A 23,784-nucleotide genomic window follows, 5' to 3' on the forward strand; every position below is an offset into this window, starting at 1 on the left:
ATTGGCACGTATTAGTGTTAAATCCGAATTAAATGATAGTCAGCTAGTTTGCAAAAGCTATACCTTTGAATCATGAGAATACTGATTACAGGGGCAACAGGTCTAGTGGGCAGTGCGATTGTGGAGCAATGTCAAAGGAAGGGTATTGCCGTAAATTACCTTACTACAAGTAAAAGTAAAATTTCTTCAAAGCCAGAATACAAGGGGTATTATTGGAACCCTGATAAAGGCGAAATTGATTTGGATTGTCTAACTGGGGTTTCTGCTATTATAAATTTGGCGGGGTCTTCCATTTCTAAAAGATGGACATCTAGCAATAAAAAAAAGATAATATCCAGCAGGGTCAATTCCTTAAGGACTTTATATACGGCATTAGAAAAGGTAGATACCAGTAAAATATCATCTTTCGTATCAGCATCTGCAATTGGTAGATACCCAGATTCTTTAAGTAAATTTTATACCGAAGAAGATACAGAGGTTGATGATAGTTTTTTAGGTGAAGTTGTAGCATTGTGGGAAAATGAAATAGATCGCTTCAATACCTTTGGTTTTAATGTGGCCAAGGTAAGAATAGGTTTGGTAATGTCATGTAAGGGAGGAGCGCTTCCGGAAATGGCAAAACCAATTAAGAATTATGTGGGAGCTGCATTTGGTAGTGGAGAGCAGTGGCAGTCTTGGGTTCATATTTCGGATTTGGCAAGAATGTTTTTGTTTGTTGTAGAATATGGTCTGGATGGCGTGTTTAATGGGGTAGGGCCAAACCCTGTTACCAATAATAAATTGGTAAAAGAGATAGCTAAGGTTCTAGAAAAGCCAGTTATACTTCCTAATATTCCAAGAATGGCTATGAGAATTATTTTGGGTAAAATGTCTTATCTACTCTTTGCTAGTCAGCGCGTAAGTTGCAAGAAAATAGAGGAAGAGGGGTTCAATTTTATCTATCCCAATGTTTGTGTTGCCCTGGAAGCTATATATAATAGTAAGGAATGCACTAAAACATCTAACATTAAAGCTTTATCAAAAGAATATATTCCCTAGTAAATTATTTGGGTTATAATAAAGTATAGGATACCTGCTTAGGCAGGTATTTTTTTGCTTTAATATTTAACGGTGTGGTTTGTTGGGGTTGTAGAAACTTTGGAGATATTTTTTTGATTTCTTTTTTTAGTGACATTTTGACATTTTTAAAGAAATGGCAGTACTTTTGCCAACCTAAAAGCGAGAATTCAAATTGTATCACAATGAGCGATAAACAAAATACAGAAGACCTTGATCAGGTATTGGATAAAGACCAAGCAGAAACAACGTCTGAAAATAATATAGAGCAAGAAGAACTAAGTGTGGAAGAACAATTAAGAGAGGACCTTGCTAAGGAAAAAGATAAATTTCTACGGTTGTTTGCTGAGTTTGAAAACTTCAAGAAACGAACTTCAAAAGAGCGAATGGATTTATTTAAGACCGCTGGACAGGAAATTATGGTTTCCATGTTGCCTGTTTTAGATGATTTTGAACGCGCTTTAAAAGAGATGGCCAAATCTGAGGATAAAGAGATGTTTAAAGGTGTAGAACTTATTAGAGTAAAGTTCCGTGAGACTTTAAAATCTAAAGGACTAGAAGAGGTAAGTGCCGAAATAGGCGATGCTTTTGATGCAGATGTGCATGAGGCTATTACACAAATACCTGCCCCTAACAAAAAACTTAAAGGAAAGATTGTTGATGTGGTTGAGAAAGGGTTTAAGCTTGGTGATAGAATCATTCGTCACCCAAAAGTGGTAGTAGGAAACTAAAAAGCAAGGATGAAGGAAGATTATTATGACGTACTTGGCATAAGTAAAAGTGCCAGCGCAGCAGAGATAAAGAAAGCCTATAGAAAAAAGGCGTTGCAGCATCATCCGGATAAAAATCCGGGAGATACCAAGGCTGAGGAAATGTTCAAAAAGTCTGCGGAAGCATATGAAGTGTTGAGCGACCCTGACAAAAGAGCACGTTACGATCAGTTTGGGCATGGTGCTTTTGACGGTTCTGGCGGCTTTGGAGGCGGCGGAATGAATATGGATGATATCTTCAGCCAATTTGGAGACATTTTCGGTAGCGCTTTTGGCGGTGGCGGAGGTGGTTTTGGCGGTTTTGGCGGCGGCGGCTTTGGTGGCGGTGGTCAACGTAGGGTTAAAGGAAGTAACCTTCGCATCCGTGTAAAGTTAACGCTTGAGGAAGTTGCCAACGGCGTAGAGAAAAAAATAAAGGTTAAAAGAAAAATCCAGGCAAGTGGTGTAACCTATAAAACATGTGCAACATGTGGTGGTAGGGGACAGGTTACCAAAATCACCAATACAATTCTTGGACGTATGCAGACTGCAGCTACTTGTAGCACATGTGGTGGTAGCGGTCAGGTTTTGGATAAAAAGCCTAGTGATGCAGATGCACAAGGGCTTAAGGTAGCAGAGGAAACCGTATCAATAAATATTCCTGCAGGGGTTGAGGAGGGTATGCAGTTAAAGGTGCCCAATAAGGGTAACGATGCTCCGGGCAATGGCGTTCCAGGAGATTTGTTGGTAGCTATTGAAACCGTAGATCATGAGACTTTAAAGCGCGAGGGAGACAACCTTCACTATGACCTATATATTAGCTTTTCAGAAGCCGTTTTAGGTACGTCCAAAGAAATTGATGCCGTTGGTGGAAAGGTGCGTATAAAATTAGAGTCAGGTATCCAGTCCGGTAAAATATTACGTTTAAGAGGTAAGGGTATCTCTAGTATTAATGGTTACGGTAGTGGTGATTTATTGGTTCATGTTAACGTTTGGACTCCAAAAGAGTTGAACAAAGAGCAAAAAGAGTTCTTTGAACGAATGCAGAACAATGAAAACTTTTTGCCAAAACCTGAGAAATCTGACAAATCTTTCTTTGAAAAAGTAAAAGATATGTTCTCATAATTCATATGAATTGCGTTTTAAATAAAAAACGTATATTTGATTTAATATTGGTATTCCAATATTGATTTTCTTTTTCATAGCAATTTTTTTCCCATCCTTATTTGCTTAAGGGTGGGTTTTGTTTTTAGGAATATATTGGCAATGTCTTGTGAGGACAAAAAACTATCTTTGACAAAATTGCTTACATGGATAATATTTTGGTCACTAAAGAGGTCACCAAACAATTTGGGGAATATACCGCTCTAAATAATGTATCGTTAGAGATTCCCAAAAATAGTATTTACGGACTCCTAGGTCCAAACGGTGCTGGGAAGACTACCCTTATTCGTATTATAAATCAGATTACGTATCCGGACAGTGGTGAGGTTTTGTTTGATGGGAAACCCTTAAAGGCGGAACACGTAGCACAAATAGGATATCTGCCGGAAGAGCGGGGTCTTTACAAGAGCATGAAAGTGGGCGAGCAAGCACTCTACTTGGCACAATTAAAAGGCTTATCTAAAGCTGAAGCTAAAAAAAGACTTAAATTTTGGTTTGAGCGTTTAGAAATTGGGGATTGGTGGAACAAAAAAATCCAGGAACTTTCTAAAGGTATGGCTCAAAAGATACAGTTTATTGTAACCGTATTACATGAACCCAAATTATTGATTTTTGACGAGCCCTTTAGTGGGTTTGATCCTATTAATGCCAATATTATAAAGGATGAAATTCTTAAGTTGAAGGAGAAGGGTACATCAATTATTTTTTCTACGCATAGGATGGAATCTGTAGAGGAACTTTGCGAGTACATTGCACTGATTCATCGTTCCGAAAAAATATTGGACGGTAAGCTATCGGACATTAAAAAAGCATATAAAAACAATGTTTTTAAAGTGGGCTTACAGACCCAGCATGCAGATATGCTCTTAAAAGAGCTAACGGATAAATTTACCATTAACACCTCCCAATTTGACGCCGAAGAAAATCAGTTGGATCTTACACTGCAATTACCCACTAATGATTCTCGTGAGGTGCTCACCTATTTATCGTCCAAAGCAAACATCAATCACTTTGTAGAGACCATTCCGTCTACAAGCGAAATTTTTATACAAACCGTACAAAGCAAAAGTAAAGGTCTAAATGAATAAGCTATCACTTATTATAAAAAGGGAGTATTTGGCAAAGGTGCGGAATAAGTCCTTTGTAATAATGACATTTTTAAGTCCCATTCTTATGGTTGCCATGGTGGTGCTTGTTGCATATCTGGCCAAAGTGAACGATAATGAATCTAGGGTTATCGGTATATTGAACCAAAGCGATTATTTTTCAAATGATTTTGTTCCTAGTGAGACTACTTCATTTGTAGAGTTTAGTGATGTAACCTTAGAGGAAGCAAAAGATTCCGTCGCCAGTTTAGGCTTTGATGGGCTGCTATACCTTCCTAAGGACTCTAGTTTAAGAGAAGTAACTGAAAATTCGTTTTTTTATACCAAAGACGCTCCACCTACACAGGTGGTAGAACGTTTGGAGAATACCATCCAAGAACGATTGCGGCAAGAACGGTTACACGAAATGGGTATCTCGGCAGCAGATTTTGCCAAGATGGATGCAAATTTTGAGATGAACACCGCAACCTTTTCGGGGGAAACCAATCTTAAGGGAATCAATGAAATAAAAGCTTTTATTGGTGGAGGTTTTGGTTATCTCATCATGATGTTTATAATCATTTATGGTGGTTTTGTAATGCGTAGTGTAATAGAGGAAAAGACCAGCCGTATTATTGAGGTTATTATCTCTTCCGTTAAGCCTTTTCAACTTATGCTGGGTAAAATTATAGGTACTTCCTTGGCGGGAATCACTCAGTTTGCCATATGGATTATCTCCGCAGGTATTCTTTTATTAATATCATTTGCGGTTTTTGACATTGATCCTGTGGCTCTAAATACTGGGGCTACTATAGCTTCCAGTATGGGGGGCGGGTTACCTTCCGTGGATCATACCATGCAACTGTACGCTCAGGAATTGTTCAAGATTCCATGGGTAATGCTCATTACCTTCTTTCTTATCTATTTTGTTCTGGGATACTTGATCTACAGTTCAATTTATGCAGCTATTGGTGCTGCGGTAGACAATGAAACGGATACTCAGCAATTTATATTTCCTATTATTCTTCCTCTAATGTTGGCCATTTACGTGGGTTTCTTTTCGGTTTTTAGTAATCCTCATGGCCCCATAGCAGTTGGTTTTTCGTTATTTCCATTAACATCTCCAATTGTTATGCTCATGCGCTTACCTGGAGGAATTGGAGAAGGAGGTGTGCCTGTTTGGGAGTTGATAACATCTATTATTCTTTTAATCGTTACATTTATAGGTATCGTTTGGTTGGCGGCAAAAATATATAGAGTAGGTATCCTTATGTACGGTAAAAAGCCAACCTACAAAGAATTGTTCAAGTGGTTAAGATATTGATCATGATTCAGGACACACAAAGTAAAGTAGAGGAAATAATAGAAGAAGATATTTGGGGAGCCATTAAAGACTTTCTTAATCTAGGCCTCAAATATGGCGAAGGCGAGAACACCATTAACATAACCATTGGTCTTCTACTTTTGCTAGTTGCTGCATTTTTGATTACCGGAGTGGTTTTAAAATGGTTGCGTACCCTTTTAACCAGGCGTATGTCCGGAGACGATAAGCTTAAGTTTATTAGCGTTTTCAAGTTTATTAGGTACGTTGTCTATATGGTGGTCATACTTTTGACCATGAGTGCGGCAGGAATAGATATAACTCTGCTTCTTACGGCTTCGGCAGCACTTTTTGTAGGTTTGGGGTTGGCTTTACAGGAGCTTTTTCAAGATGTAATAGGTGGTATTTTTATAATAATTGACAAGTCTCTCCATGTTGGGGATATTATAGAGGTAGACAGTAAGGTAGGTAAGGTGTTTGAAATAAAATTGAGAACCACCCGCGCCATTACAAGAGATGATAAGGTTATTATTATTCCCAACCACAAGTTCATTAGTGATATAATTTACAATTACACCCAAAACCATAAAACCACTAGGGAGCAGATTAAAATAGGAATTGCTTATGGTAGTGATGTTAATTTGGCCACCAGTATTTTAGAAGGAATTGCTGCAAAGCAAAAAGGGCTGTTAAAAAGCCCCAAACCATTTGTAATTTTTGAAGATTTTGGCGATTCGGCCTTAATGTTTTCCCTTAATTTCTATACGAACGATAGTTTTAGTGTCCCCAAAATAAAAAGTGAAATGCGTTATAAGTTAGACGCGGAATTTAGAAGTAACAATATTTCTATACCTTTTCCGCAAAGAGATATACATATTATTCAGCAAAAGCCGTTTCAATATAGTAATACAAGTAATATTGAACCAAAACAGGGTGAATAGTAGCAAGTTTAGTGCCCGTATTATCTTTTTTCTTTTATGGTCTTTTGTGGGGTTCGGACAAACCCCCGACGTAGTAAGATTAGAGTACATGATGATGCCAAGGAACAATTCCGATGCGGAGTTGTCCCGAATGAAGCTTTTGGTAAACGTGCCAATAAAAGTTAAGGATTCCAATAACCTTGTTATTGGAGCGGAGTATAACCGTCTAGCCTATAATCTCGCGCGGGAGCTTCCGTTCAGTAATGCAGGGTTAAAACAGTTTCATGTAGTGGATTTTAATATGGCCTATGTTTGGAAATTCAATCCAAATTGGCGCTTTATTGGAGTAGTCACGCCCCGTTTGTCATCTACCTTAACAAACCCAATTGAGAATGGGGATTTTTCGGTGAACTCAACAATCGGTTTTTTAAAAGAGAAGAAAAATATAGACAAACCAAGTATAATGGTGTTAGGTCTTGCCTATAATTCTACGGTAGCACTTCGTGTCCCCATTCCTATTTTTTATTACGAACAGCGTTTTCATAAAAACTGGAGTTTTGTAGTTGGGATACCCAAAACGGGAATGAAATACCATTTAAAAGAAAGACACCAATTTCAAACGGAGTTTATATTTGATGGGTATTATGTGAATTTGCAGAATAATATAGTGCTGCCAAATACGATAAGTGCTTCTTCCGTATCCTCGTCTGCGGCCTTGGTAACGGTAGGTTACCAGTTTAAGTTGGCGGCGAGTACGTTCGTTTACGCCTACGCTGGTCATACGGTATTTCAAGACGGTGTTTTGAGAGATGAAGAAAGAAATGATATTTTTACGTTAAACGATAACCCTAGTTTTTATTTTAGAACAGGATTTAGAATAGGACTTTAAAATTAAGATACTATGCCCAAAATTTTAATAATTGAAGACGAAGCCGCAATTAGACGTGTATTGGTCAAGATTCTCTCAGAAGAGAGCGATAGCTATCAGTTAGAAGAGGCGGAAGATGGAGTTAAAGGTCTAGAGGCAGTTAAGAACAATGATTATGATCTTGTGCTTTGTGATATAAAAATGCCTAAAATGGATGGGGTAGAAGTGTTGGAGGCAGCTCGTAAGATAAAACCGGAAACACCATTTATCATGATTTCCGGGCACGGAGATTTGGATACTGCGGTCAATACAATGAGGCTAGGAGCTTTTGATTACATTTCAAAACCACCGGACCTTAATAGGCTTCTGACTACCGTTCGTAATGCGGTGGATAGAAAAGTATTGGTGGTAGAGAATAAGAAGTTAAAGAAAAAGGTAAGCAAGAATTACGAGATGATAGGTGAGAGTAAAGAAATCACCGTCATTAAAGATATGATTGAAAAAGTTGCGCCTACGGATGCCCGTGTACTGATTACGGGCTCAAATGGTACCGGTAAGGAGTTGGTTGCGCATTGGGTGCATGAAAAGAGTGAACGAAGTTCAGCTCCTTTTGTTGAGGTGAACTGTGCGGCCATACCTTCGGAATTAATAGAGAGCGAACTCTTTGGCCATGTAAAAGGCGCCTTTACATCTGCCGTTCGCGATCGTGCCGGTAAATTTGAGGCGGCCAACAAAGGAACCATTTTTCTAGATGAAATTGGTGATATGAGTCTATCTGCTCAGGCTAAGGTACTGAGAGCGCTTCAGGAAAGTAAAATATCTCGTGTAGGAACGGATAAGGATATAAAAGTAGATGTACGCGTTATAGCGGCAACCAACAAAAATCTAAAAAAGGAAATAGAAGAAGGTAATTTCCGTGAAGATCTATACCATAGATTGGCGGTTATATTAATTCAGGTTCCAGCTTTGAACGATAGGCGTGATGATATTCCTTTGCTTATTGAACATTTTGCGAAAAAAATAGCTTCGGAACAGGGCAGTGCCTCCAAAACGTTTTCGGCGAAAGCCATAAAACTTTTAAAAAGTTACGATTGGACCGGGAATATAAGAGAACTTAGAAACGTAGTTGAACGTTTAATTATCTTGGGAGGAAAAGAAGTTACGGAAGAGGATGTAAAACTCTTCGCAAGCAAGTAGCAAGCGTGTGTATGGAAATAAGCAAAGGTTAAGAAGAATTCTATCTTCCACATTTACCTAAACGCTCCAAGGCTTGTGCGGTTATCTCTTTTGTCTTTAGATTGTAGTATTTCTTACTTTCGGACAGGTGCGGCTTAAGAAGTTCTTGCTCACAGTTTTCATAGATGTTTTGTGCAAATGCTCTGGCTTCGGCACAATCTACTGTATTTATAACCTTGTCCAATGAAGCTTTGTACTTCAATAAAGAAGTATCTATCTTTTGTTGTATTTTGGTATTATCAAGGAAGGACATGGTAACTTCTTCTTCAGGATTTTCAACATTCATGACCAGATTATTGGAACCATATATGCTGCCATGCTCATCATGGTTGGCAATGGCTTCTAAACTTTCTTTACTGAATTCAAGCGCTTTGTTAAGTAATATACGGGTACCGGCAAGAGAGGTGGCTCTGGTGGCATTTTTTAGATATTCAATATTCTCTATGACACTGTCCGAAGCATATTCACAACCGCAATCCGCTATTTGATTTTTAGATTTTTCAAGTGCATTTAGGGCCTTAAATGTATAGAATCTAGCCATTTGCAAATCTTTCATAGAAAGTGCTTTTTTGGTCTGATTTTTTACGTAGCCCAAGTTAGAGTTGGCATAATCGCAATCTTGGGTGGCTCCAAAAGAGTGCGAAAATGAAAACATGAAAAGAAATAATATAAAGTAGTATAACTTCATAGGCTAGGCTTTTTCTGCTGTAAAATTTGGGGTTATTTACGGTGTAAAGTTAAGCACGCCAGCTTGTTAACCTGCAGTTTTTTCGATGGACAACCTACTGTGTGTGGTATTTTGGATAAACCGGGCAGTTCTGTTGTTAAACGGTCATTTTTTTTAACATTTGATACCGTTCAACGGTAAAATAGTTTTATATTCAACCTATGTACGAGTCAAAAATTACTTCATTTAGAGTGGACGGGAAGGTTAAACTTCTAGAGCGGCCCACGAGAGAGGATTTCGGTAAGACCGATAAAGAATTAAAAAAGGATTTAGAAAACATCCGTGAAGAGCTAGGTGATTTTCAAGACACACTATATGCTCATGGGAAGTATAGTGTTCTTATCTGTCTACAAGGTATGGATACCGCTGGTAAGGACAGTTTGATCCGGGAGGTATTCAAGGACTTTAATGCACGCGGTGTTGTGGTACACAGTTTTAAAGTGCCTACGGAGTTGGAGCTGGGCCATGATTATTTGTGGAGGCATTACATAGCTTTGCCTGCCAAAGGTAAATTTGGGGTTTTTAATAGAACACATTATGAGAATGTCCTGGTAACCCGTGTACATCCTGAATATATTATGGGAGAGCACATTCCTGGGATTCATTCGGTAGCAGATATAGATCAAAAATTTTGGGATAAACGTTTTGAACAAATCAATAATTTTGAGCGCCACATTGCCGAAAATGGTACGATTATCTTTAAATTTTACCTGCACCTATCTAAAGAGGAACAGCGCTTAAGATTACTTAGAAGGCTAGCTTTAAAACGTAAAAATTGGAAATTTTCCCCGCGAGATCTTAAAGAACGCAAACTTTGGGATACGTACCGGAACTGTTACGAAGAAGCTATTAATGAAACATCCAAAGCCCATGCGCCTTGGTACATTGTACCTGCGGACAATAAAAAAGCGGCACGGGTTATTGTAGCATCCGTTTTACTGGAAGAACTTAAAAAGTATAAGGATATTAAGGAACCGGAGCTAGACGATAAGATAAAGGCCAATTTGGCACTCTATAAAGAACAATTGGAAAAAGAAGCAGAATGAAGAAAGTTATAGTTCTCTTGTTGGGCTTAATCTTTAGTACCTATGGATACGCTCAGAACGATGATGAGAAACAAATAAAAAAAATATATAATCAAGCGCTTACTAAAGGGAAGGCTTATGATTGGCTCAATTACCTTTCCAATCAGATAGGAGGTAGGTTATCCGGCAGTGTGCAGGCGCAATTGGCAGTAGATTATACTAAGGCACAGTTAGATTCCTTGGGTCTTGATAGAGTATGGCTTCAGCCGGTAAAAGTTCCAAAATGGGTACGGGGCACTCCTGAATTCGCATATTTTGAAACCAGTCCGGGCTTATCTACAAACGTGTCAATTTGTGCCTTGGGAGGTTCTGTGGCTACTCCATTGGGCGGACTAAAAGCTGGTGTGGTAGAAGTACAAGGAATAGAAGACTTGGAAAAGTTGGGCAAATCAAAAATAGAGGGCAAAATTATTTTTTATAACCGTCCTATGGACCCAACGCTGATCAGCACATTTGCCGCATATACGGGTTGCGTAGATCAACGTTATTCCGGAGCGGAGGAAGCCGCTAAGTATGGAGCGGTTGGTGTAATCGTAAGATCAATGAATTTGCGATTGGATGATTACCCACATACGGGATCTATGGGGTATGGAGACACACCTGTGTCAAAAAGGATTCCGGCTGCGGCCATTAGCACAAAGGGAGCAGAGCTGTTGAGTACAACCTTAAAGTTGAGTGAGGATACTCAATTTTATTTTAAACAGAACTGCAAACAGTTTGATGATGTGGAGTCGTTTAACGTAATTGGAGAGATTAAAGGGAGCGAGTTCCCGAACGAAATTATGGTAGTAGGAGGACATTTGGATTCTTGGGACCTTGGAGACGGTTCTCATGATGACGGAGCGGGATGTGTACAGAGTATGGATGTATTACGCTTGTTGAAAACTACGGGTTATAAACCTAAAAGAACTATAAGGGTGGTTTTGTTCATGAACGAGGAAAACGGATTGAGAGGTGGTAATAAGTATGCCGAGGTAGCCAGCAATAAAAAAGAAAAACACGTTTTTGCTTTAGAGAGTGATGCAGGTGGTTTTACCCCTCGCGGATTTTCTTTTGATTGTTCCGATGAAAACCTAAAACAGGTTCAAAGTTGGAAAATTTTGTTTGAACCGTATTATATTCACCTTTTTGAGAAAGGCTATAGCGGTGCGGATATTCGCCCGTTAAAAGATGACCAAATGGTATTGGCCGGCTTAAGACCGGATTCACAACGCTATTTTGTGCATCACCATGCAGAGAACGATACTTTTGAACATGTTAATAAACGTGAGCTGGAACTAGGTGCCGCCAGTATGGCCAGTTTAGTGTATTTGTTTGATAAATATGGTATTGTAAAGTAATTTTTTAACTGATTTGGGAGCGTAACGGAATAGTTGTAAGGAGACTTTTCCCTCCAATTTTTCCGAACAAATTTGCTTATCTTTGCCGCTCATTAAAAAAATGAAAAATGCAAGACGGAATCTACGCAAAATTCAATACGGACAAAGGTGAAGTAGTAGTAAAACTCACCCATGATAAAACTCCGGGTACGGTAGGTAACTTTGTTGCCCTTGCCGAAGGAAAACAAGAAAATACTGCAAAAGCAGCAGGTGAACCTTATTATGATGGATTAAAATTCCATAGGGTAATTCCTGATTTTATGATACAAGGCGGATGCCCTCAAGGAACAGGTACAGGTGATGCCGGTTATAAATTTGATGACGAATTTCATCCGGACTTAAACCATTCTGCACCAGGAGTACTTTCTATGGCTAACGCCGGTCCTGGAACCAACGGTAGCCAGTTTTTCATTACGCATGTGCCAACACCGTGGTTAGATAATAAACATACTGTGTTTGGTCATGTAGAAAGTGGTCAAGATGTGGTTGATGCTATTGCTCAAGGCGATAAAATAAATAGTTTAGAGATTGTTCGTGTAGGTGATGAAGCCCAAAATTGGGATGCACTGGCTAGTTTTGAAAAATTTAAAAGTTCCAAGGAAGAGCGCCTAGCGGAAGAGAAAGCAAAGCAAGCTGCAGAATTAGATAAAATAGCTGCAGGTTTTGATGAAACTGCAAGTGGGTTACGTTACAAAATGATTCAAAAAGGGAGTGGTGTGCAAGCTGAAAATGGTAAAACCGTATCAGTACACTATGAAGGTTCTTTAGTGAACGGCCAAGTTTTTGATTCTTCGTACAAGCGTAATCAACCTATTGATTTTCAATTAGGGGTTGGCCAAGTAATCCCAGGATGGGATGAAGGTATTCAACTTCTGCAAGTAGGAGACAAAGCAAGATTGGTTATTCCGTCTAGTTTAGGATATGGTAGTGCTGGTGCAGGTGGGGTTATTCCTCCTAATGCCACATTATTATTTGATGTAGAATTGATGGATGTGAAATAAAGAAAAGTAATTTATTCTTTGTTACAGTATACAAAGCCTTGGCAGAAATGTCAGGGCTTTTTTATGTTATAGGTGGAAGCTGTACTTAGAATAAAGAGTTTATTCTAAGCTTTGTCAGCCTATGTAAAAGCAGGTGGAGTTATATAAACGCTGAAATTTATGCTGGAAAAAAACAAAAGAAGGAAGGGCAGCGCAATTTTTAGGTCGCTCTGCTAAAGAATCAATGCCCCCGCCAATAATGATTATCGGGAGTTCTTGGCTCTATTTGTGCTTAATATGAGTAAAACAATATTTACTACAAGCAATACGAAAATAATACCAAAAAAAGTAAGCATATTCTATTGTTTGGTTAAGTGGGGAAAACCTAGTTTCTAACTAGACGCACAATAAGTAAAAGGGTTGCGTTAAAAACTTAAAAACAAATGTACGAAAATTACGACAAAAATAGAATTTCTTGTATGTGGGAAAGAAAAAAGCCCCGTTACCATTGGTAACAGGGCTTTTGTATAAAAAAAGTTTTTGCGTCTTTCTTAGTCAACTACTTTCACATTTACCGCGTTCAGTCCTTTTTTACCTTGTTGTAGCTCAAATTCTACAACGTCACCTTCACGAATTTCATCGATTAAACCAGAAATGTGTACAAAGTGATCTTCGCTTGAACCATCTTCAGTGATAAATCCGTAACCTTTGGAATCATTGAAGAATTTTACTGTTCCTTTACTCATAATACAAAAAAATTAAATTAAATTATGCCGCAAAGATAACTATAAAAAATTAATTCAATGATTTTTACCAAGTTATCTTTACTTTAACTGAGGGTTAGGGTTAAACTTTCTGTTTTTGCCAAAACCTACCTAATAGCTTTTCTTTGAGTTTCTTACATCCTATCGTTAAGTATCCAGTAAAGTTTTTTAGTTTGGACCTAGTAAGTTAAGCTACTTTTTTATGTAAGAATTTTAGAAATGATAAAGCCATCTATTTTAATTAAAAAGTAGATGGCTCTGTAAAAATATTAAAGGACCTTTTTATGCAGTTGGGTCCGGTGTCATACGTAAATAAGGTTTTACTTCATTAACGCCTTTACTAAAAATTGTTTTGGCATCTTCTGTAGAAATTGCCGGGCTAACAACAACGTCTTCACCATTTTTCCAGTTAGCGGGTGTTGCTACCTTATGATTTGCAGTAAGTTGTAATGAGTCAATAACCCGTAACAATTCATAAAAATTACGACCCGTAGAAGCAGGGTAGGTCAACATAAGTTTAACCGTTCTGTCCGGAGCAATAATAAATACGGAACGTACAGTTAGTGTACTATCCGCTTTTGGGTGAATCATGTCATATAAATCGGAAACCTTTCGGTCTTCATCTGCTATAATCGGAAATTCTACATTAGTATTCTGAACTTCATTAATGTCTTTGATCCACTCTACATGAGATGCGGCACCATCTACACTCAGTGCAATCATTTTAACGTTACGTTTATCAAATTCGCCTTTAAATTGTGCAGCGGTACCTAATTCCGTAGTACAAACCGGTGTAAAGTCTGCAGGGTGGGAAAATAGAATTCCCCAGCTATCACCTAGATAATCGTATAGGTTAATTTCGCCTATGGAACTGTCTGCCGTAAAGTTAGGGGCTTTATCGCCCAATCGTATTGTTGCCATTATAATATGTTTTTAGGGTTGAAATTTAATCCTATAAATTTAGTAGATTAATGAAGCACAACCTTAATTTTATGGTTAAAAATGTATTAAAGTTTCTTACTTTTAAAGCATGGAAAAGAACGAGTTGGAACAGTTAAAATACCCAATAGGAAAATTTGAGGCGCCTGCGCAAATAACCCATGAACACATAAAAGAATGGATTCATGTTTTGGAGATGATTCCTCAAGAATTGGAGAATTTGGTCAAGAATTTAACCGAAGAACAGTTAGAGACACCATACCGTCCTGAGGGGTGGACGGTAAGACAAACGGTGCATCATATTGCAGACAGTCACCACAACAGCTATATTCGTTTTAAATGGGCACTAACAGAGGATAATCCCGTCATAAAAGCTTACGATGAAAAAGCTTGGGCCGAACTTTTTGATACTAGAACGGCACCTATTCAGCTATCACTTGATCATTTAAAGGCGGTGCACGGTAAACTGGTTCACTTGTTAAAGGGACTCTCAAATGTACAACTCCAAAGAACATTTACCCATCCCAGCGGAAATGTTCAAGTACCTCTAGACCTTAATATTGGTCATTATGCATGGCATGGAAGACATCATTTTGCCCAAATTTTTAATTTAATAGAGAGAAAGGGCTGGTAGCCGGTAATCCAAAAGTTGGGGACTATTTTTTCCATTTTATATTACAGCCAATACTTGGTTTTTGGAGTGCATTTACCGGCGTATTATTTATTAAGGCATCAAGGGCATTTTTTAGGTCATTCCCGGTTACGGGTATTCCATTTCCAGGTCTGGAATCATCAAACTGCCCACGGTATACCAACTTTAAATCGGCATCAAATACATAAAAATCAGGAGTACAGGCGGCATCGTAAGCTTGAGCTACAGCTTGTGTTTCATCATACAAATAAGGAAAAGTATACCCTTCTTCTTGAGCTGTTTTTTTCATGAGATGTGGTGCATCCTGTGGGTAGTTTATAACATCGTTACTTGAGATGGCAATGAAACCTATTCCTTTGGTCTGATAGATTTTGGCCATTTTAGCCAGTTCAGGGTTTACATGTTTTACAAAAGGGCAATGGTTGCATATAAAAGCAATAACCGTTCCTTTGCTACCTTTTAGTTCGGTTAGGCCGGCTTGGGAATTGGTTATGGTGTTCAATAAGTTAAAATCCGGTGCTATAGTGCCAAGCGGGAGCATGTTACTGGGTGTATTTGCCATTTTTATTATGTTTAAAGCTTAAAGTTATAAAAAGAATTTTGAGTGTCTTTGCCAAACCGTAATCTATTTTTACCTTCATCTTCTAGAAGTGGGTTAATTTTTTTATAACATGGAGAAAACGATAAATTGGGAAGATTTTGCAAAAATAGATATGCGTGTGGGAACGGTTGTAAGAGCAGAAGATTTCCCGGAAGCCAGAAATCCGGCATATCAATTACATATAGATTTTGGTGAGGAAATTGGAGTAAAAAAGACATCTGCCCAGGTCACTACACTTTACACCAAAGAACAACTTTTAGGTTCACAGGTAGTTGCAGTGGTTAACTTTCCTAAAAAACAAATTGCAAATTTTATGAGCGAATGTCTTATATTGGGTGCTGTCAACGGCAAAGATGTAGAGCTTTTAGAACCAAAAGCAGTTGTTGCCAACGGATTGAAAATATCATAACTGATTGACAGAAAACCTTCTAGATAACGTACCACTTAATTTTGATGCCCAAGCACAATGGGTACTGAATATTTCCCTTGCTTTGGTAATGTTTGGCATTGCACTAGAAATTTCTGTTTCCGATTTTAAGGGCCTTTTCCAAAATCCCAAGCCCATTTTTGCGGGACTGATCAGTCAATTTATTTTACTTCCTCTATTAACCTTTGTCTTGGTATGGTTAATTGAGCCTATACCCAGTATTGCTTTGGGTATGATTATGGTGGCGGCTTGCCCTGGTGGTAATATTTCTAATTTCATATCGCATTTGGCTGGAGGAAACACGGCATTGTCCGTTAGTCTTACCGCTGCGGCAACCTTGTTGGCCGTTATTTTTACGCCTTTAAATCTTCAGTTTTGGGGAAGTCTGTATGAACCAACCCATCAAATCCTAAAGGAAGTAGCTCTGTCTCCTTGGCAAATGATTCAACTGGTTTCATTGCTCTTGGGACTGCCATTGGTTTTAGGTATATGGGTAAACTACCTAAGACCTGAATTTGCAAGGACTTTGGGTAAAGTTCTTAAAGTGGTTTCATTGGTGTTTTTTATACTATTGGTATTTTTGGCACTGTATAACAATAGGGCCGTATTTTATGATTATGTAATGTATGTTTTCTGGATTGTAGTTTTGCATAATATATTGGCCTTTGTAACGGGATTTTCGTTTGCGAAAGTTATGGGACTATCCAAAAGAAATATACGCTCAATAACTATAGAAACGGGTATTCAAAATTCTGGACTGGGCTTACTTTTAATTTTTTCCTTTTTTGACGGCCTAGGCGGAATGGCCCTGTTGGCCGCATTTTGGGGAATTTGGCACTTGATCTCAGGTCTTGTGCTTGCTGCAGTTTGGAGCTATAAACCAATTAAAACAGAAACACTGACTTGAAAAATATAGGCTATCAACTATTGAAAACCTGGATTAAGACCGGATTGTATCTCTACTACGGTAAAATACAGGTCTCAGGACTGGAAAATGTGCCAAAAAATAAACCAGTGCTCTTTTTGCCAAACCACCAAAGCGCATTGTTAGATGTACTCCTAATTGCGGTAGATTGCAATAGGAAACCTTTCTTTCTAACGCGATCAGATGTGTTTACAAAACCTACGCTAAAGAAATTTTTTGCCTATTTACGAATGATTCCCATTTATAGGATTAGGGATGGGAGGGAAGCCTTAAAGAACAACCAAGCGGTTTTTGATCAATGTGCGGAAATTTTCGGGAACGGGCATGCTATTGTAATGTTTCCAGAAGCCAATCATAATATTAAGCGTCGCGTACGCCCCTTGAGTAAAGGTTTTACACGTATTCTTTTTAATGCCGTAGAGAGATTGCCGGATACGGAAATACATATTGTACCCGTAGGACTTAATTATAAGAGCAATTCGGGCTTTCCAGATCAAGTGGCCATATACTTTGATAAAAGTATTTTAGTGAATACTATGTATGATGCTGATGACGTGCAAGGTTCTGTAAATAATGTAAAAGGGCTAGTATCCGATAGGTTGAAGCAACTTACAACACATATTGAAGATGAAAAGGCCTATGAAAACATTTCTGGGCAACTGAATGCTTTGGATATAGATTTTTTGAATCCTTTTGAGACCAATAAGGTTGTAGGAACCTTAGATAGCTCTATATCTGTGGAGCCTGTAAAAAAGAAAAAAGGAATTCTAGGAATCTTGGTTAATACTCTTTTTACATTTCTAAATTTCCCCATACTTTTTATATGGCGAAAATGGGCCAAGCCTAAAGTTTGGGAGCCTGAGTTTATGGGAACGTTACGTTTTGGATTTGCGCTATTGGCCTATCCTGTATACTATGCACTTTTGTTTACCGTAATTGCTTTACTGTGCAGTGGTATTGTAGGACTAATGGTAATATTGTTCCTATTTATTTACAACTGGGCGTATGTTCGTAATAACTGATTTTTGATGACGAAACAAGACTCTATAAAATAAAAAACGACCCTTTAAGGGTCGTTTTTATATTGATTATATGAGCTTTAGATGTCGTCAAAACTAACATCTGTAAAGCTTCCTGTTTCGGTAGATTTCAACTCTCCGTTAGTTGGGATTTCTTCTTCTTTCTTGAAATCTTTTTGGTGACGCTCAGAGATAACTTCAGAGCCTTTTTCCTCAATAATAAAGTTCATCATTTCCTCTACGTTTTCCCTAAAAGCCTCAAAATCTTCTTTGTAGAGGTAAATTTTATGTTTTTTGTAATGAAAAGAGCCGTCATCATGTGTAAATTTTTTGCTCTCGGTAATAGTCAAATAATAATCGCCTGCCTTTGTACTTCGTACATCAAAGAAATAGGTTCGTCTTCCTGCCCGTAATACTTTGGAATGAATTTCCTCCTGGTCCATTGAATCTTTTTCGTTCATCGCGTTTAGTGTCTAGTTAATAGTTGTTAATCTTTCAAAAATGTAAAAAAAAAGCCAATACGACAACAATTTTTTAGTTTTCTTTCTCTGACAGTTGCGTGTAGTACAACTCTTTGTAATACCCTTCAACACCGTTTAAATCAGTGTGGTTGCCTTCTTGAAGAAGTTCTCCATTGGAGAGAACCAGTACCTTGTCTGCATTTTTAGCCGATGATACCCTGTGGCTAACGATGAGTGTGGTGCGGTTTTTGGAGGCGTTTTTAAGATTGTTGAGGATTTCTTCTTCGGTTTCGGTATCTACCGCAGATAGGCAATCATCAAATAAATAAACCTCTGGTTTTTTAAGTAGGGCCCTTGCAATGGAAACCCGCTGTTTTTGCCCTCCACTTAAGGTAATTCCCCTTTCTCCCAAAACAGTTTCATATCCTTTTTGAAAACCACTTATGTTTTGGTGTACTACAGCATTTTTGGCAGCTTCCATAACTTCTTCTTCAGTAGCATTTTCCTTACCGAACTTGATGTTGTTCTTGATGGAGTCCGAGAATAAGAAAGCGTCTTGGGGAACGGCACCAATAGATTTTCGGAGGCTGTCAATGTTCAATTGCTTTATAGGGGTGTCATCAATTAAGATTTCTCCGGAAGTTACATCGTACAATCTGGCAATAAGGTCTAGGATTGTAGATTTTCCGGAGCCGGTTTTGCCTAGAATAGCTACAGTTTCCCCTTCATTAATGGTAAAGGAAATGTTCTTAAGGGCGGTTATTTCTGTATCCTCATAGGTAAATGTTACATTTTTGAACTCTATTTTTCCCTTGATCGGTGTTTCTTCAAGAACGGTGTTCGTAATATCCGGTGTTTCGTTCAAGAATTCGTTTATACGTTTTTGAGAAGCTTCGGCACGCTGTACAATGGAGGTTAACCAACCAATTATAGCTACCGGCCACGTTAGCATATTCACATAAAGAACAAATTCGGCAATGACACCGGCGGAAGCTATTTCGCCATTTATATATTGTTTTCCGCCTATATAAATAACGAATATATTGCTAATACCTATCAATAAGATCATTAGGGGAAAGAACCATGCATTTACTTTGGCCAGGTTCATGCTTTTGTCTTTTCCTTCAATTGCCAAGGCACTTAGGTCGTTATTTGTTTGCGGTTCCAAAGCATATGCCTTTATTACGGAAACACCGGAAAATATTTCTTGGGTGAAGGTTGATAAATTGGAGAGGTATTGCTGAACAATGGTACTGCGTTCATGAATAACTTTACTTATATAATAGATAAGTACGGATAAAATAGGTAATGGAATTAGTGTATATGCGGCCAATGTGGGGGCCGTCATAAACATAATAGGAATAATGCAGGCAAACAGTGTAATAGTATTTATACCATACATTAATGCCGGACCCGTGTACATCCGAACCTGATTTACGTCTTCGCTAATACGGTTCATTAAATCACCGGTCCTATTTTTTTTATAAAAATTGAGGCTTAAAAACTGGTAGTGATCAAATATTTCATTCTTAAGGTCGTATTCAATATATCTGGATACGTTAATTATGGTCTGGCGCATCAAGAAGGTGAAAAATCCGGAAAGCAGTGCGGCACCAACAATTATAAGAATATACTCTAACAGTAGTGTTTTTGCAGCCGATTCACCAACCTGCCCGTCCATAAAGTTTTCAATGACTTGGATAGACTCTTTTACGTATCTGGGCATTACCAATTGTAGCACACGAGCAACAATGGTTATGACTACCCCGATCAATAATTTAGACCAATATTTTTTAAAGTATTTGTTTAGGTGTGCAAGTTCCTTCATGAAAGGTTTAGGCTAGAGCTATTTTTAATGGATCAAAGATAAGGGTTTGGTGATAAACCATATGTTATAAATACCATAAGATGTTAGGAGACTTAATTAGTCTTAAATTCGATTCAACGATTTCCGAAAGTTAAATTTACGGTAACATTTTATATTTTATCAAGCCTCAAAAGGCTTAAAAACAAGGCTTTGGCGTGTTGGTGGGTGGGGATTGGAAAAAGTAGCCGTTGTTTCATCGTTTTGTATAGTAGTCTTTTGGGCTTTATTCTTATTTTTGCCACGTGAAAGTCAAACCAATACTATTCCAAAAAAGTTCTTTAAAATGCTAACACGAAGACATATACGGGTAAAAGTAATGCAATGTATTTATGCAATTACCCAATCTAAAGACGAATCTTTAGAGAAACAAGAAAAATTTCTGCGGTTTAGCATAGACAATATGTATACGCTCTACCTCTTAATGCTGAGCTTGATCATAGAAATTCAGCAACGAGGATCGGACCAATTACGGATTTCCTCTAAAAAATATTTGGCTAACGCATCGGATGATTTTCCGGATAAGGCAAAATTTGTAAACAACAAACTATTGCTTCAGTTGGTGCACAATGAGCCTTTAAAAGCTGAGCTTAAGAAGCGAAAGTTGGATAATTGGTATTTGAACGAAGAATATGTGAAAATTATCTACAACAACATTGTTGCAAGTGATGCTTACCAAAAATATATGTCCACGGAAGGCAGCACATATTCGGCGGACAAAGAGTTTATAATTACGTTGTTCAAAGAGGTCATTGCTCCAGACGAAAAAATCTACGATTATTTTGAAGATAATAACCTTACTTGGGTAGATGATATTCCTATCGTAAATACCTATATCTTAAAAATGTTCAAGAAGGTAAAGAACGATCAATCTACATCTTTCTTTCTGCCTCGTTTATTAAAGGATAAAGAAGATATGGAGTTTGCCCAAAAACTTCTTAGGAAAACATTGTTAAAAGATGGGGAGCTTACCAAAGAAATAGAGGGTAAAACACCTAATTGGGACAAGGATCGGATTGCCGATATGGATGCAATTCTTTTAAAGATGGCCATTTGCGAACTATTGAACTTTCCGTCAATTCCCGAAAAAGTTACCATTAATGAGTTTTTGGAAATAGCCAAGGAGTATTCTACTCCAAAGAGTAGCATTTTTATTAACGGTATTTTGGATAACCTTGTAAAAGAATACAAAAAGGAAGGAAAGCTTAACAAAATAGGTAGGGGGCTGATTTAAAATAATTGATTAATTTTACCTCAAATTAAAGTTAGAGATATGAGAAAAACATTTTTTGCCCTGAGTTTATGTTCGCTTATCGCGTTCGCTTCCTGTAAAGAAAATGCATCGAGCAAAGTAAAAACGGATAACGTTGTAGAAGCTGCACAACGTGATGAGGCTGGTAAGCAAATTCCGGTAATGGAATTTGAAAAAGCGGAACATGACTTTGGTACTATTGAGCAAGGTACGCCCCAAGAAACTGTTTTTACTTTTAAAAACACGGGCAACGCACCTTTGATAATTACAAACGCAACTAGTTCTTGTGGTTGTACGGTTCCTAATCCTCCAAAAGACCCTATCGCACCAGGAGAAACAGGTGAGTTGGTAGTTAAGTTTAATGGATCAGGACAGAACCAAGTAACTAAAACCATTACTGTAAACGCAAATACCGAGAAAGGTACAGAGCAATTACGTATTAAAGCGTTTGTAAATCCTAAAGGAGCTGCTCCGGTAGGACCAACAAAATAATAATTGATCAGATAATAAAATTATGGGTGATATAGGACAGTTTCTTCCAATGATCTTGATTTTTGTGGTTGCGTATTTCTTTATGATACGCCCACAAATGAAACGTCAAAAGGATGAAAAGAAATTCGCAGCTGAATTAAAAAGAGGCGATAGGGTAATTACTAAAAGTGGTTTACACGGTAAAATCATGGATTTGAATGACAATGACTTTTCTTGCATTCTTGAAACTATGGCCGGTAAATTAAAATTTGACCGTTCTGCTATTTCTATGGAAATGAGCAAAAAACTGAACGCACCCGAAAAGAAATAAGCGTACACTTTAATGTATGTTAAGAAACACCGCTATTAGTAGCGGTGTTTTTTTTTGGTCTTGTGCTAAGGTAAATTAGTATATTCATGTTCTGAACAAACAAACCGGAATGATGTACCATAATAGACGAAACTTTATCAAAAAAAGTACTTTGGCCTTAGCAGGCTCTAGTGCCGCATTTTTATTTCCAATGGAGCTTTTGGCTACTTTAAGAAAAAGGGTAGGACCCAATGACCAAATCAATGTTGGGCTTATTGGTTGTAAGGGTATGGGGTTTAGTGACCTAACCTCTATGCTGAAGATTAGCGAAATTAATGTGATTGCACTTTGCGATGTAGATGAAGCCGTTCTAAAGACTAGAACTGCTGACCTTGAAAAAGCGGGAATTAATAAGCCGCTATGGTATCGTGACTATCGGAAGCTTTTAGAAAACAAAGATATTGATGTGGTCATTATTGGTACTCCCGATCATTGGCATTGTCTTCAGTTAACAGATGCCCTTATGGCAGGTAAGGATGTGTATTGTGAAAAACCAATAGCAAATTCAATACAGGAATCCAATATCATGCTTAATTATGTAGGTGCGAGTGATCGCATGGTACAGATTGGCCAATGGCAACGTAGTCAGCCGCACTTTGTGGATGCTATTAATTTTGTGCATTCGGGTAAATTAGGAAATATACGTCTGGCAAAAGCATGGGCTTATCAAGGTTGGATGAAACCTGTTCCCGTTGTTCCGGATTCTGCTGTTCCAGAAGGTGTAGATTATAAAATGTGGCTAGGTCCCGCTCCGGAACGTGCTTTTAATGCAAACCGATTCCATTTTAACTTTAGGTGGTTTTGGGATTATGCTGGCGGATTAATGACGGATTGGGGAGTACATTTGTTGGATTATGCCTTGTACGGAATGAAAGCGGGAACTCCAAAATCGGTTATGGCATTAGGAGGGAAGTTTGCTTACCCGGAAGATGCTTCCGAAACACCGGATACGTTACAGACCGTTTTTGAATATGATGGTTTTTCTATTCTTTGGGAACATGCCACTGGCATTGATGGCGGCAATTATGGACGTAACCACGGCATAGCCTTTATAGGTAATAACGGTACACTGGTCGTAGATCGGAACGGGTGGGAAGTAATACCTGAGGAAGAGTTTGCCGGATGGGGTAAAAAAGGAACCCCTAAAATGGAAGCTGTCTCGTATGATAAAGGAAATGCGAGCGGATTGGACCTACACACCAAGAATTTTATTGAAGCGGTAAAAACCAGGGATAATTCTAAACTAAATGCACCTATTAAAGTCGGGTATGATGCCGCTTTGGTTTCTCACATGGGCAATGTGGCCTTTAAAACGGGCAACCGTATCTATTGGGACGGTACTTCCGGAAAATTTAAAGAAGAAGAAGCAAACAAGCTCATTACGGCCAATTATCAAAACGGCTGGAAATTACCAATGTTGTAGAGAAAAATGCTTCCAAACCTAACATCTATTTAAGTTTGGGAGCATT

General features: G+C 38.2%; 25 protein-coding genes. 19 read left to right on the plus strand and 6 right to left on the minus strand.

Translation table 11 applies throughout. From position 1 onward, the window contains the following. Window positions 1-72: 72 nt before the first annotated feature. The 8 genes from H9565_RS17050 to H9565_RS17085 all read left to right on the plus strand — a co-directional run bounded on the left by H9565_RS17050 (window position 73) and on the right by H9565_RS17085 (window position 8,360). On the plus strand, window positions 73-1,038 hold the full coding sequence (locus tag H9565_RS17050; RefSeq protein WP_215441445.1) for a TIGR01777 family oxidoreductase: 966 nt from the start codon (window positions 73-75) through the stop codon (window positions 1,036-1,038). A 203-nt stretch (window positions 1,039-1,241) separates the two neighbouring features. Then, entirely contained in the window at window positions 1,242-1,787 is a 546-nt protein-coding gene (locus H9565_RS17055) for a nucleotide exchange factor GrpE (protein WP_215441447.1), read from the plus strand. A gap of 9 nt (window positions 1,788-1,796) precedes the next feature. Then, on the plus strand, window positions 1,797-2,930 hold the full coding sequence (gene dnaJ, locus H9565_RS17060; protein WP_215441449.1) for a molecular chaperone DnaJ: 1,134 nt from the start codon (window positions 1,797-1,799) through the stop codon (window positions 2,928-2,930). 185 nt (window positions 2,931-3,115) lie between these two features. Beyond that, window positions 3,116-4,057: an ABC transporter ATP-binding protein gene (locus tag H9565_RS17065; RefSeq protein WP_215441451.1), complete on the plus strand. Its 942-nt coding sequence runs from the start codon at window positions 3,116-3,118 to the stop codon at window positions 4,055-4,057. Then, window positions 4,050-5,378 (plus strand): ABC transporter permease, encoded by a 1,329-nt coding sequence (locus tag H9565_RS17070; protein WP_215441453.1) that lies wholly within the window; start codon window positions 4,050-4,052, stop codon window positions 5,376-5,378. The genes H9565_RS17065 and H9565_RS17070 overlap by 8 nt, the downstream gene beginning before the upstream one ends. Window positions 5,379-5,380: 2 nt before the next feature. Continuing rightward, window positions 5,381-6,316, plus strand: a complete 936-nt coding sequence (locus H9565_RS17075; RefSeq protein WP_215441455.1) for a mechanosensitive ion channel family protein — start codon at window positions 5,381-5,383, stop codon at window positions 6,314-6,316. After that, window positions 6,309-7,184 carry a DUF6268 family outer membrane beta-barrel protein gene (locus tag H9565_RS17080; protein ID WP_215441457.1) on the plus strand — a complete coding sequence of 292 codons (876 nt, stop codon included), beginning with the start codon at window positions 6,309-6,311 and terminating at the stop codon, window positions 7,182-7,184. Before H9565_RS17075 ends, H9565_RS17080 begins: the two co-directional genes overlap by 8 nt. Before the next feature lie 12 nt (window positions 7,185-7,196). Next, a complete protein-coding gene (locus H9565_RS17085; RefSeq protein WP_215441459.1) occupies window positions 7,197-8,360 on the plus strand; it encodes a sigma-54-dependent transcriptional regulator in 1,164 nt (387 codons plus the stop codon). Between the two features lie 40 nt (window positions 8,361-8,400). Here the strand turns inward: H9565_RS17085 and H9565_RS17090 are convergent, their stop codons facing one another. After that, window positions 8,401-9,087, minus strand: a complete 687-nt coding sequence (locus tag H9565_RS17090; protein WP_215441460.1) for a hypothetical protein — start codon at window positions 9,085-9,087, stop codon at window positions 8,401-8,403. Between the two features lie 200 nt (window positions 9,088-9,287). Between H9565_RS17090 and H9565_RS17095 the strand changes: the two genes are divergently transcribed. From H9565_RS17095 to H9565_RS17105, 3 genes are all read left to right on the plus strand, one after another. Then, window positions 9,288-10,172, plus strand: coding sequence for a PPK2 family polyphosphate kinase (locus tag H9565_RS17095; RefSeq protein WP_215441462.1), 885 nt, complete (start codon window positions 9,288-9,290; stop codon window positions 10,170-10,172). Continuing rightward, window positions 10,169-11,551 carry a M20/M25/M40 family metallo-hydrolase gene (locus tag H9565_RS17100; RefSeq protein WP_215441464.1) on the plus strand — a complete coding sequence of 461 codons (1,383 nt, stop codon included), beginning with the start codon at window positions 10,169-10,171 and terminating at the stop codon, window positions 11,549-11,551. Before H9565_RS17095 ends, H9565_RS17100 begins: the two co-directional genes overlap by 4 nt. 107 nt (window positions 11,552-11,658) lie before the next feature. Beyond that, window positions 11,659-12,591, plus strand: coding sequence for a peptidylprolyl isomerase (locus H9565_RS17105; RefSeq protein WP_215441466.1), 933 nt, complete (start codon window positions 11,659-11,661; stop codon window positions 12,589-12,591). Window positions 12,592-13,121: 530 nt separating this feature from the next. Here H9565_RS17105 and H9565_RS17110 read toward each other — a convergent pair. Next, window positions 13,122-13,316 (minus strand): cold-shock protein, encoded by a 195-nt coding sequence (locus tag H9565_RS17110; RefSeq protein WP_013994176.1) that lies wholly within the window; start codon window positions 13,314-13,316, stop codon window positions 13,122-13,124. A gap of 300 nt (window positions 13,317-13,616) precedes the next feature. Further along, window positions 13,617-14,255, minus strand: a complete 639-nt coding sequence (locus tag H9565_RS17115; protein WP_215441468.1) for a peroxiredoxin — start codon at window positions 14,253-14,255, stop codon at window positions 13,617-13,619. Window positions 14,256-14,364: 109 nt separating this feature from the next. On the opposite strand from H9565_RS17115, the gene H9565_RS17120 reads away from it, so the two are divergent. Further along, window positions 14,365-14,907 carry a YfiT family bacillithiol transferase gene (locus tag H9565_RS17120; RefSeq protein WP_215441470.1) on the plus strand — a complete coding sequence of 181 codons (543 nt, stop codon included), beginning with the start codon at window positions 14,365-14,367 and terminating at the stop codon, window positions 14,905-14,907. A 22-nt stretch (window positions 14,908-14,929) separates the two neighbouring features. Here the strand turns inward: H9565_RS17120 and H9565_RS17125 are convergent, their stop codons facing one another. After that, entirely contained in the window at window positions 14,930-15,487 is a 558-nt protein-coding gene (locus tag H9565_RS17125; RefSeq protein ID WP_215441472.1) for a thioredoxin family protein, read from the minus strand. A gap of 109 nt (window positions 15,488-15,596) precedes the next feature. Between H9565_RS17125 and H9565_RS17130 the strand changes: the two genes are divergently transcribed. The 3 genes from H9565_RS17130 to H9565_RS17140 are packed head-to-tail and all read left to right on the plus strand — an operon-like array spanning window position 15,597 to window position 17,900. Continuing rightward, window positions 15,597-15,935, plus strand: coding sequence for a tRNA-binding protein (locus tag H9565_RS17130; RefSeq protein ID WP_215441474.1), 339 nt, complete (start codon window positions 15,597-15,599; stop codon window positions 15,933-15,935). A gap of 4 nt (window positions 15,936-15,939) precedes the next feature. After that, the gene (locus H9565_RS17135; protein ID WP_215441476.1) at window positions 15,940-16,860 is read left to right on the plus strand and encodes a bile acid:sodium symporter family protein; all 921 of its coding nucleotides are present in this window, start codon (window positions 15,940-15,942) and stop codon (window positions 16,858-16,860) included. Continuing rightward, entirely contained in the window at window positions 16,857-17,900 is a 1,044-nt protein-coding gene (locus H9565_RS17140; RefSeq protein ID WP_215441478.1) for a 1-acyl-sn-glycerol-3-phosphate acyltransferase, read from the plus strand. Before H9565_RS17135 ends, H9565_RS17140 begins: the two co-directional genes overlap by 4 nt. 77 nt (window positions 17,901-17,977) lie before the next feature. On the opposite strand, the gene H9565_RS17145 is transcribed toward H9565_RS17140, so the two are convergent. Both H9565_RS17145 and H9565_RS17150 read right to left on the minus strand, forming a co-directional pair. Further along, window positions 17,978-18,358 carry a PUR family DNA/RNA-binding protein gene (locus H9565_RS17145; protein ID WP_215441480.1) on the minus strand — a complete coding sequence of 127 codons (381 nt, stop codon included), beginning with the start codon at window positions 18,356-18,358 and terminating at the stop codon, window positions 17,978-17,980. A 73-nt stretch (window positions 18,359-18,431) separates the two neighbouring features. After that, on the minus strand, window positions 18,432-20,186 hold the full coding sequence (locus H9565_RS17150) for an ABC transporter ATP-binding protein (RefSeq protein ID WP_215441482.1): 1,755 nt from the start codon (window positions 20,184-20,186) through the stop codon (window positions 18,432-18,434). Between the two features lie 322 nt (window positions 20,187-20,508). Here H9565_RS17150 and nusB point away from each other — a divergent pair, with 322 nt between their 5' ends. The 4 genes from nusB (at window position 20,509) to H9565_RS17170 (ending at window position 23,738) form a co-directional block, all read left to right on the plus strand. Further along, window positions 20,509-21,456 (plus strand): transcription antitermination factor NusB, encoded by a 948-nt coding sequence (nusB, locus tag H9565_RS17155; protein WP_215441484.1) that lies wholly within the window; start codon window positions 20,509-20,511, stop codon window positions 21,454-21,456. Window positions 21,457-21,495: 39 nt separating this feature from the next. Next, window positions 21,496-21,966 carry a DUF1573 domain-containing protein gene (locus tag H9565_RS17160; protein ID WP_215441486.1) on the plus strand — a complete coding sequence of 157 codons (471 nt, stop codon included), beginning with the start codon at window positions 21,496-21,498 and terminating at the stop codon, window positions 21,964-21,966. Between the two features lie 22 nt (window positions 21,967-21,988). Beyond that, entirely contained in the window at window positions 21,989-22,276 is a 288-nt protein-coding gene (gene yajC / locus H9565_RS17165; RefSeq protein WP_215441488.1) for a preprotein translocase subunit YajC, read from the plus strand. A 112-nt stretch (window positions 22,277-22,388) separates the two neighbouring features. Then, a complete protein-coding gene (locus H9565_RS17170; protein ID WP_215441573.1) occupies window positions 22,389-23,738 on the plus strand; it encodes a Gfo/Idh/MocA family protein in 1,350 nt (449 codons plus the stop codon). The last annotated feature ends 46 nt before the right edge of the window (window positions 23,739-23,784 follow it).

The sequence above is a fragment of the Zobellia russellii genome (assembly GCF_018728565.1).
GTDB classification, from domain to species: Bacteria; Bacteroidota; Bacteroidia; order Flavobacteriales; family Flavobacteriaceae; genus Zobellia; species Zobellia russellii.

Excerpts from the sequence above, each read along its gene's own strand:
- yajC (WP_215441488.1), top strand. The coding sequence starts at position 21,989 with ATGGGTGATATAGGACAGTTTCTTCCAATGATCTTGATTTTTGTGGTT.
- H9565_RS17055 (WP_215441447.1), top strand. The coding sequence starts at position 1,242 with ATGAGCGATAAACAAAATACAGAAGACCTTGATCAGGTATTGGATAAA.
- H9565_RS17130 (WP_215441474.1), top strand. The coding sequence starts at position 15,597 with ATGGAGAAAACGATAAATTGGGAAGATTTTGCAAAAATAGATATGCGT.
- H9565_RS17090 (WP_215441460.1), bottom strand. The coding sequence starts at position 9,087 with ATGAAGTTATACTACTTTATATTATTTCTTTTCATGTTTTCATTTTCG.
- H9565_RS17105 (WP_215441466.1), top strand. The coding sequence starts at position 11,659 with ATGCAAGACGGAATCTACGCAAAATTCAATACGGACAAAGGTGAAGTA.
- H9565_RS17070 (WP_215441453.1), top strand. The coding sequence starts at position 4,050 with ATGAATAAGCTATCACTTATTATAAAAAGGGAGTATTTGGCAAAGGTG.
- H9565_RS17110 (WP_013994176.1), bottom strand. The coding sequence starts at position 13,316 with ATGAGTAAAGGAACAGTAAAATTCTTCAATGATTCCAAAGGTTACGGA.
- H9565_RS17085 (WP_215441459.1), top strand. The coding sequence starts at position 7,197 with ATGCCCAAAATTTTAATAATTGAAGACGAAGCCGCAATTAGACGTGTA.
- dnaJ (WP_215441449.1), top strand. The coding sequence starts at position 1,797 with ATGAAGGAAGATTATTATGACGTACTTGGCATAAGTAAAAGTGCCAGC.
- H9565_RS17160 (WP_215441486.1), top strand. The coding sequence starts at position 21,496 with ATGAGAAAAACATTTTTTGCCCTGAGTTTATGTTCGCTTATCGCGTTC.
- H9565_RS17065 (WP_215441451.1), top strand. The coding sequence starts at position 3,116 with ATGGATAATATTTTGGTCACTAAAGAGGTCACCAAACAATTTGGGGAA.
- H9565_RS17125 (WP_215441472.1), bottom strand. The coding sequence starts at position 15,487 with ATGGCAAATACACCCAGTAACATGCTCCCGCTTGGCACTATAGCACCG.
- H9565_RS17095 (WP_215441462.1), top strand. The coding sequence starts at position 9,288 with ATGTACGAGTCAAAAATTACTTCATTTAGAGTGGACGGGAAGGTTAAA.
- H9565_RS17170 (WP_215441573.1), top strand. The coding sequence starts at position 22,389 with ATGTACCATAATAGACGAAACTTTATCAAAAAAAGTACTTTGGCCTTA.
- nusB (WP_215441484.1), top strand. The coding sequence starts at position 20,509 with ATGCTAACACGAAGACATATACGGGTAAAAGTAATGCAATGTATTTAT.
- H9565_RS17150 (WP_215441482.1), bottom strand. The coding sequence starts at position 20,186 with ATGAAGGAACTTGCACACCTAAACAAATACTTTAAAAAATATTGGTCT.
- H9565_RS17120 (WP_215441470.1), top strand. The coding sequence starts at position 14,365 with ATGGAAAAGAACGAGTTGGAACAGTTAAAATACCCAATAGGAAAATTT.
- H9565_RS17145 (WP_215441480.1), bottom strand. The coding sequence starts at position 18,358 with ATGAACGAAAAAGATTCAATGGACCAGGAGGAAATTCATTCCAAAGTA.
- H9565_RS17050 (WP_215441445.1), top strand. The coding sequence starts at position 73 with ATGAGAATACTGATTACAGGGGCAACAGGTCTAGTGGGCAGTGCGATT.
- H9565_RS17115 (WP_215441468.1), bottom strand. The coding sequence starts at position 14,255 with ATGGCAACAATACGATTGGGCGATAAAGCCCCTAACTTTACGGCAGAC.
- H9565_RS17075 (WP_215441455.1), top strand. The coding sequence starts at position 5,381 with ATGATTCAGGACACACAAAGTAAAGTAGAGGAAATAATAGAAGAAGAT.
- H9565_RS17100 (WP_215441464.1), top strand. The coding sequence starts at position 10,169 with ATGAAGAAAGTTATAGTTCTCTTGTTGGGCTTAATCTTTAGTACCTAT.